Here is a 7021-nt window from a genome sequence, read left to right on the forward strand (position 1 = left end):
GTCGCCGCACCGCTCGCCCGGCGACCGTACGATCTCCGGCACGCGGCCGTCTCGCTCTGTCTCAACGACGGCGTACCAGGCCCAGAGGTAGCGGCCCCGTGCCGGTATCGATGGTCAAGAGGAGATCGTCAACCAGCGGATAGCGAACGTACTGACCGCATGAGATCACAAGCAGCACTCCTCGAATGGCTCCGGCTTCCCCGGGGCCCTTCGGCGTTGTGGCGGCGCACCATCCGGCGCATGCTCCGGATCATGGGCGTCCACCTGGGGAAACGGCCCTTGGTCCATCCCACGTACATCCGGCGAGGCAGAGGCAGAGGCAGGCACGATCATCCCGTCACGCCGCCAGCCTCAATGCCACCCACGCGTGATTTCAAGATCCAGTAGACACCTTGAGCATCTTCACCTGCTGGTCTTACCGTCGTGGCCATGCGACAGATCGACGACCCGGACGTGCTCAAGGTCTTGACCAGCCGGTTTCGCATGAAGCTCTTCAGCCTCCTCTTCCGGATCGGCCCGGTCACGGTAAGCGAGCTCGCCAGACGGATGGATGCCGACCCCGGCCAAGTGAGCTATCACCTACGGCAGCTGCAGAAACATGACTTGATCGAGGACGTGCCGGAGCTCGCCCGGGACACCCGGGAACGCTGGGTGCGGCCAGCCATGGGCGGGTTGGCAGTGGTGGACCTTCAAACCCCGGAAGCCAGAGCCGTGGTGCGGGCATGGAACTCACAGTGGGTGATCGACCAGTTCGAGCGGCTGCGCGACTTCGAACGTACTCACATGACGCTTCCCGAGCGCTGGCAGAACGCGGCCTTCGGAGGCAGCCACCACCTACGGCTCACCAAGGATGAGCTCGCGCAGCTCGCCGACCAGCTCAATGCCGTGTTGGAGCCGTGGCGCGAGCTGACCAAGTCGCGTGTCGAATCGAGCGAGGCTCCGCCGGATACCCGCCCGATCTTCATCTTCTACCACGCATTCCCCGAAGAACCCTGAGGAGCCTTCCATGCATCACATGTATGAAGAGCTCGTCCGCGCGGACCTGGCTGAGCGGCGAGCCGAGGCCGCACGGTCCCGCATCATCCCGCCGCGCTCGCGCCGGCCTGTTCTTCCGCGCCTCCGCGGCCGGTTCGCGATCACCCTCCGCCGCCTCGCCGACCACCTCGAACCTGCCTGATAATCCGTACGCGTATCTGTCGACGTTGGGTCTCCAGAGCACGTCCCGCACGACCCACACGGTACGGACCTGCATGTCGCTGAGCAGGGAGCCCGGTACCGCCTCTCAAGGTCGTTGTGCCGACTTTTCGCCGGACTCGCATGCCATCATCTCCATGATCTGTCCCGAGAGAACAGGATCCCCACCCATGAGCGGCTACGACTGGCTCGAAGACGACGCGTTCTGTGCGACCTTCGTCCGCGGTCTCGCCCCGCGCGAGGCACTGGCCCGCCTTGGCATTGACGTGTTCGACGGGGATGACGAGGAAGGCGATTTCGAGGAAGGGCTCATCTGCGCCCGGCCGGCCGAGGGCGGGACCATTCTGAGCGAGTCGAACGGCTTCGCCGGCACGCTGCCCGAGGTGCTGCGGCCCTTGTCGGCTGGGACGGTCACGGCGAGTGTCTTCGTCAACGTGAACAGGGTCGCGTCGTTCGACCATTACGCCGACGGTCGCAATGTCCTGACCTTCGATCCGCTGTTCGGCGGCGACGAGGACGGCATCCCGGAGGACTACCTGGCCGACCGGATCGAGCTCGGGCTGGCCGGCGACAAATCGGAGGCCGGGCTCGCCGCTGCGCTGCTGCTGGCCGAGCGCATCACCGAGGTGCGGCCGAACGCGTCCAGTGACGTGGTGGCCGCCCATGGCGTTCTCGAGTACTGAGGCACCTTGCTGTCGGCCCATCGCAAACGCAGCAGGCCGACGACGCAACCCAAACCGCATCAGCAGCTCGGATCTCGCCCGTCCCGATCAGTTCAACCTGGACGAGTGTGGCCGGTCCGTCTGGAGCGGAATGGGACGACGCTGGATTGCAACTAGAGGGCGTGTATCGAAAGCGCCGGTCACAGCTACCCGTTGCTCTGAGGCAGGGGTAAACCGCTACTTCAGCGGTGGATGTGGCGAGTACGGTGTGGCTGTGGCCGGTAATCGCGTGCAGCGGCGGCTCACGGAGACAGACGCGCGGACGCGAGGGAGCGAATGGTGCCAGGCGCTGTACTGCGAGGGGTGACTCTGGACTGTGCCGACCCGCAGACGCTGGCGGGCTTCTACGGTGCACTGACCGGGATGCGCGAACTATTCAGTACGGACGAGTTCGTCGCTCTGACGGACGACTCCGGCTGTGATCTGGGGTTCCAGAGGGTTGACGGATACCGGGCTCCGCAGTGGCCGGGTCAGGACGTGCCACAACAGTTCCACCTGGATTTCCGCGCTGACGACCTCGATGCGATGGAAGAGCTGGCCCTGGAACTCGGCGCGGCCAAACCGGACCATCAGCCCGGCGACGGACGCTGGCGGGTACTCCTGGATCCGGCTGGCCATCCCTTCTGCCTGACGTCTTCCTGACATCACCGGCGTTGACGGGTATCCCCCGTCAGACGCTCCGGAGTCCGGGCCGGGTGATACATCGCGTGGCTGGATGAGCTAGTCAGGTGTCCGCCCTCAGCGCGGCACCTCACTGGGGATGCCCCCGCCCCGCATGCATCCCACCGGCCCGCCAGCCAGCCCGGCTGGCGGGCCTCCGCCTAAGGGTGTTGCCCGGGTTCGTCCACCACGGCGATGGCGGTCCGGGTGGATTGGCGGTAGACGGCGCCCGCCTCGATCACCCAGCCGCCGGTCGGGCTGGGGCTGGGGGCCGATTCGCCGCCGCGCCACACGAAGAACCCGTTGTGGAGCGTGTGGTCGCGGACGGCGGTCTCCCTGGCGCCGCGGTAGGCGAAGGTCTCCGAATCCAGGAACAGCTCCGACCGCAGCCATTCGCGCGCCTCCAGGCTGACCGCCAGCGCCGGACGCCCCTCGGGGTCCGTCGCCGCCTCGTTCACCGTGACCCCCGGCAGGAGCGCCATGGCGCGGAAGACCGTGGCCTCGACCTCGGGCGGCACCAGGTTGTCGGAGAGCAGGGTACTGAGCAGCCCGAACGTGAACACATCACCACTGACCGGATCCGGGGCCGCCTCGTTACCGGCGAACCTCTCGCGGATCCGCGCCACCACCGCCTCGCGACGGGCCGTGCTCTCCCGGAACAACGCCAGCAGCGCCTCCGGATCGGTGGGCAGGGCGGCGATCGTGGCGTAGTCCTTGGGAGTGTTCCCGCCCAAGTTGTGGATCTCCAGCTTGCCGTCGCGGTCTCGGGCTACCAGCTCGCCGTCGGCGCGTCGCCAGGCGGCCTCCGCCTCACTCTCCAGCGGCGTCCGTGCGGTCACTGTGTCGCCGTCGCGGGCCTTGTGGAACCAGGTGCGGGTCTCGGTGTAGATCCACTGATCCGGGCGCGGCTCCCCGAAGGACCTCGCCTGTGCCGCATCGGCCGCCCTGGCCAGGACCACCTGCGCGTGTGCCGCCGGGGTCGGTCCGTCGTGGAGCTGGACCGCCGTCAGGCCCGCCGTCGCGACCACGGCTACCGCGGCCACGGCGAGCGCCCGTACGGCCCACCTGCGCCGTGCGACACGCGCCGGAATCAGGCGCCGGTCGACGGCCGCCCGGCTCAACAAGCCCGCGTGACCCCGGACATCCCCCGGCGAAGCCGGAGCCAAAGCCGAAGTCGAGCCCAAAGCTGCAGCCGAAGCCGCAGGGCCCCCGCTCGCGCGCTCCAGCAAGGCCATCCGTGCCGCGTGCCGTACCTCGGCCGCCGGTGGTTCCGGCTGCCCCCACGCCTCACGCAGCGTCTCAAGATCGTTCATCATCGATCCTCCCCAGGGCCGCCTGGATCCTCTTGCGGGCACGATGCAGCCGCGAGCGGGCCGTACCGGCCGGAATGCCGAGCGCCCGGCCGGCCTCCTCCGATGTGAGCTCGGCCCAAGCGACGAGCAGGAGCACGTCACGGTCGGCACCGGAAAGCCCGGCCAGCCCTGCCGCCAGCCGGTTGCGGTGCGCGACGGCGTCCAGCGAGGACGCCACACGGTCCGCGTGATCCTCGCCCGGCTCCTCGGCGCCGGTCCTGGCCAGCGCCCGGTACTGGCGCACCTCGGCCCGATGATGGCGGGCGATGAGGTTGGAAGCGATCCCGAACAACCACGGCCGCGCGTCGGCCCGGCTCACGTCGTACTGCTCGCGCTTGTCGAAAGCGATCAGGAAGGTCTCCGCCGCGACGTCGTCGGCCAGGCTCCGGCCCAGCCGCCGGTCGGCGTAGGCGTGGATGCCGTCGTAGTGGCGGTCGAACACGGCGGCGAACTGCTCCGGCTCCCGCCACGAACGCCGGATGAGCGCGGCGTCCTCGACGGCCTGAACCGGCATCGTCACGCTCACCTCTCGGTCCTTGGTTCCATTCGATCCTGCCCTTCTGTCACACCTCCTTCGCCGACCGCCCGAAAAGTGTTCGCGGGCGAGGCGACCACCACGGTCGTGCGGCACTCGCAGCCGCCAAAGCGCCAGGCCGTGCCCGCGACGGCCCGGCGACGTGGGTCAGCCCAGTCATGACGCCTTAAGGGTTCATCCCGAAGGCTGCGGCGACGAGTATGGGATCCATGGTGTTGACCAGGTCGATCAGGCGGGTGGAGCGCAGCATCCGCGGTGAGATGCCGGCCGGGTCCAGTACGTGGCTGACAAAGGCGACGGAGGCCGGGTTCCGGCCCGCTTTGGTGCCTTTTGGTGACCAGATAGGAGTTGCTGGTGCGTTGGGTCTCGCGGTGAGCCATGCGCCGCTGCACGGGTGGGGACGTTGCCCGAGGCGGATGGTGCGGCCGGCCGGATCGTTGTCATCTAGCCGCAGGTGGCCGACCTCGCTGCTGGAAGCGCCGTACAGCAGGGCGGGGATGCCGAGCAGAGCCCCCTACGCGTGCCTACGCGACAGGACACGAGGGGACGCGAGGGGAGTGATGGACGGTAACGACAAATGGCCCCCGACCGCGTCCTAGCTGGTCAGAGGCCATTCCTCCTGGCGTGGCAGGTGCAAAGGTTCGAACTTGCGTAGGCTGAGCCGACGGTTTTACAGAGCACTGTCGACCGGGCCATCTAGTAGGGCTTGACCTGCGGAGATTCCTCTTGCACGGCTTGCCGACCTGTCATGCGACGCGCATACGACGCACGAGACGTCTCGGCTCTCCTTTTGAGCAGTGCGCTCGCACTGGAGGTGCCGCACCCGTTGACGCATTCTGACGATCAGCTGGGTTGCCGGCGCATCCGGCCGCTGATCGTCGCCCCCTCAACTCCTTCAGCATCACTGCGAAGACAGGTGCCCCCGGCACAGGGGTTCCGCCCGAAGTCATCACTCGGTGCCGGGTGACCAGGCGTATTCCCGACGTATTCCACGCTGCTGCCGGCGCGTGCGACGATCACTCCGGTGCACCTCGGGCCGCCGGGATCGCTCATGTCACAAGCCTCGTCGGAGGCCGTATTCCACCCCCTGGCACCAGGCGCTCCGGCGGGCTGATCTTCGTCCGAGAGAAGGAAGAACGATGAACCCGCTCAAAACGGTCACCGTCGGCGTCGCTGTCGCGGTGGCGAGCGTCATTCTCGCGCAACCGGCCTTGGCGGCGAGTTTCCAACGGGATGTCGGCGACGGGATCGTCCGCTACGCCGACCCCACGAACGAGCTGTGCGTCCGGGCCGATGACACCACAGGGACAGCCTGGGTGGAGGTGACCCTGACCCGCCCGGGTGTGATCGGAAAGCCCATCGTCATCAGAGACGACAACATCCGCCACCCCGGCGCCACCTGCGCGGTGCTCCCCGCCTTCGAAGACGTCACCTACCGGGCCGTCCACGAGAGCTACTGGAGCGGGCGAGACACCGTCCTGCGCGGGACGTTCACCTTCCAGACCTGACGCCCAGACAGGGCCCCCGCACCATCGATCGCCGCTCTTCGTCGCGATCCGCCACGAGGCGATACCTCGCACATCCCCCCGCCGGCCACGCGGAAGCGCTGAAGTGCACGCTCCACGGCCAACCGAACCAACCGAAACATCTCTTGCTGGAGGACTGTTGAAGACACGCATTCTGGGCGCCGCGCTGGGCATCGCAGTATTGAGCGGGCTGCTGGTGGCAAGCCCGGCGCAGGCGAGAGACGGAGTGGCCTCCGCCAGCGTGCCCCCCTACCGCGACCTCGGTGGCGGGTCCGTCCGGGCGACCGTCGACTTCGTCAGCCGGAAGAAGGTCGTCGTTCGGAACTTCACGGTGCGCGACATCTGCCCCGGCGACAACGCTCCGGTGAAGGCCCGGTTTGTCTGGGTGCACACCGACTCAACCACCGGGTCCAGCGCCTGGAGGAAGGACACCAACGGCTGCGGCTCCCACGGCACCAACTTCGGAAACATCACCCGCACCGGCACCAAGCCCATAAGGAAGGTCTACCTGCATTTGGAGGTCGGGACGCGGGCTTTCGCCCTCAGCGCGGTCCAAGACAACCAGTACACCTGAGCCGATGGGGCCCGCGGCATGCTCAAGGGCGCCGCCGACCTGGACGCGTACCTCTGCGCCCGCGAACCCTGAGGCCGAGCCACGTCCACCACGGGAACCGGCGTGGCCACGGAAGGAAGCCAGGCCCGAGTGCCGGGGCATTTCGGCCAGATCTATAGCGCTTCGTCCGCCGCACACTGCGAGAAACCCACGCAAACGCTTCACCATTTTTCCGAACCACCCTGCGCATATGGAAGACAAGGCTAGAGCGGCCGAGTTCTCCAGGAAAGGATCATCATGCTCAGCATTGTCCGGCGTTCTGCCCTTGCAGGCGCGCTCGCGATGACCCTCGCCGTGGCCACCGTCGGCTTCGCACCACCCTCGGCCGCGGCGACACCGCCGTACGGACTCCTCAAGCTGGTCTTCAGGTGTGCCCACGTGGGGGGCGTGTCGGTCACGGTCGTGGGTCCGGGCGTCGC

At 67.7% G+C, this 7021-nt stretch carries 9 protein-coding genes; 7 read left to right on the top strand and 2 right to left on the bottom strand.

The genetic code is table 11. The features are described 5' to 3' along the window. The first annotated feature begins 429 nt into the window (after window positions 1-429). From AB0J69_RS37655 to AB0J69_RS37670, 4 genes are all read left to right on the top strand, one after another. The gene (locus tag AB0J69_RS37655; protein ID WP_364127653.1) at window positions 430-996 is read left to right on the top strand and encodes a helix-turn-helix domain-containing protein; all 567 of its coding nucleotides are present in this window, start codon (window positions 430-432) and stop codon (window positions 994-996) included. Between the two features lie 10 nt (window positions 997-1006). Further along, the gene (locus tag AB0J69_RS37660) at window positions 1007-1177 is read left to right on the top strand and encodes a hypothetical protein (protein WP_364127656.1); all 171 of its coding nucleotides are present in this window, start codon (window positions 1007-1009) and stop codon (window positions 1175-1177) included. Between the two features lie 187 nt (window positions 1178-1364). Next, a complete protein-coding gene (locus AB0J69_RS37665; protein ID WP_364127659.1) occupies window positions 1365-1877 on the top strand; it encodes a DUF6461 domain-containing protein in 513 nt (170 codons plus the stop codon). 342 nt (window positions 1878-2219) lie between these two features. Continuing rightward, window positions 2220-2558: a VOC family protein gene (locus tag AB0J69_RS37670; RefSeq protein ID WP_307874801.1), complete on the top strand. Its 339-nt coding sequence runs from the start codon at window positions 2220-2222 to the stop codon at window positions 2556-2558. A 179-nt stretch (window positions 2559-2737) separates the two neighbouring features. Here the strand turns inward: AB0J69_RS37670 and AB0J69_RS37675 are convergent, their stop codons facing one another. Together AB0J69_RS37675 and AB0J69_RS37680 are read right to left on the bottom strand one after the other, a co-directional pair. Beyond that, window positions 2738-3892, bottom strand: coding sequence for a CU044_5270 family protein (locus AB0J69_RS37675; protein ID WP_364127662.1), 1155 nt, complete (start codon window positions 3890-3892; stop codon window positions 2738-2740). Continuing rightward, entirely contained in the window at window positions 3876-4454 is a 579-nt protein-coding gene (locus AB0J69_RS37680; protein WP_364127664.1) for an RNA polymerase sigma factor, read from the bottom strand. Before AB0J69_RS37680 ends, AB0J69_RS37675 begins: the two co-directional genes overlap by 17 nt. Before the next feature lie 1148 nt (window positions 4455-5602). Here AB0J69_RS37680 and AB0J69_RS37685 point away from each other — a divergent pair. From AB0J69_RS37685 to AB0J69_RS37695, 3 genes are all read left to right on the top strand, one after another. Beyond that, the gene (locus tag AB0J69_RS37685) at window positions 5603-5971 is read left to right on the top strand and encodes a hypothetical protein (protein WP_364127666.1); all 369 of its coding nucleotides are present in this window, start codon (window positions 5603-5605) and stop codon (window positions 5969-5971) included. 157 nt (window positions 5972-6128) lie between these two features. Then, a complete protein-coding gene (locus AB0J69_RS37690) occupies window positions 6129-6563 on the top strand; it encodes a hypothetical protein (RefSeq protein ID WP_364127668.1) in 435 nt (144 codons plus the stop codon). Window positions 6564-6839: 276 nt separating this feature from the next. Then, window positions 6840-7021: hypothetical protein (locus AB0J69_RS37695; RefSeq protein ID WP_364127670.1), on the top strand; the 182-nt coding region annotated here is incomplete at its 3' end.

It is taken from the genome of Nonomuraea sp. NPDC049709 (assembly GCF_040674815.1).
Lineage (GTDB): Bacteria > Actinomycetota > Actinomycetes > Streptosporangiales > Streptosporangiaceae > Nonomuraea.

Coding starts and splice junctions, on each gene's coding strand:
- AB0J69_RS37655 (WP_364127653.1), top strand. CDS start 430: ATGCGACAGATCGACGACCCGGACGTGCTCAAGGTCTTGACCAGCCGG.
- AB0J69_RS37660 (WP_364127656.1), top strand. CDS start 1,007: ATGCATCACATGTATGAAGAGCTCGTCCGCGCGGACCTGGCTGAGCGG.
- AB0J69_RS37665 (WP_364127659.1), top strand. CDS start 1,365: ATGAGCGGCTACGACTGGCTCGAAGACGACGCGTTCTGTGCGACCTTC.
- AB0J69_RS37675 (WP_364127662.1), bottom strand. CDS start 3,892: ATGATGAACGATCTTGAGACGCTGCGTGAGGCGTGGGGGCAGCCGGAA.
- AB0J69_RS37685 (WP_364127666.1), top strand. CDS start 5,603: ATGAACCCGCTCAAAACGGTCACCGTCGGCGTCGCTGTCGCGGTGGCG.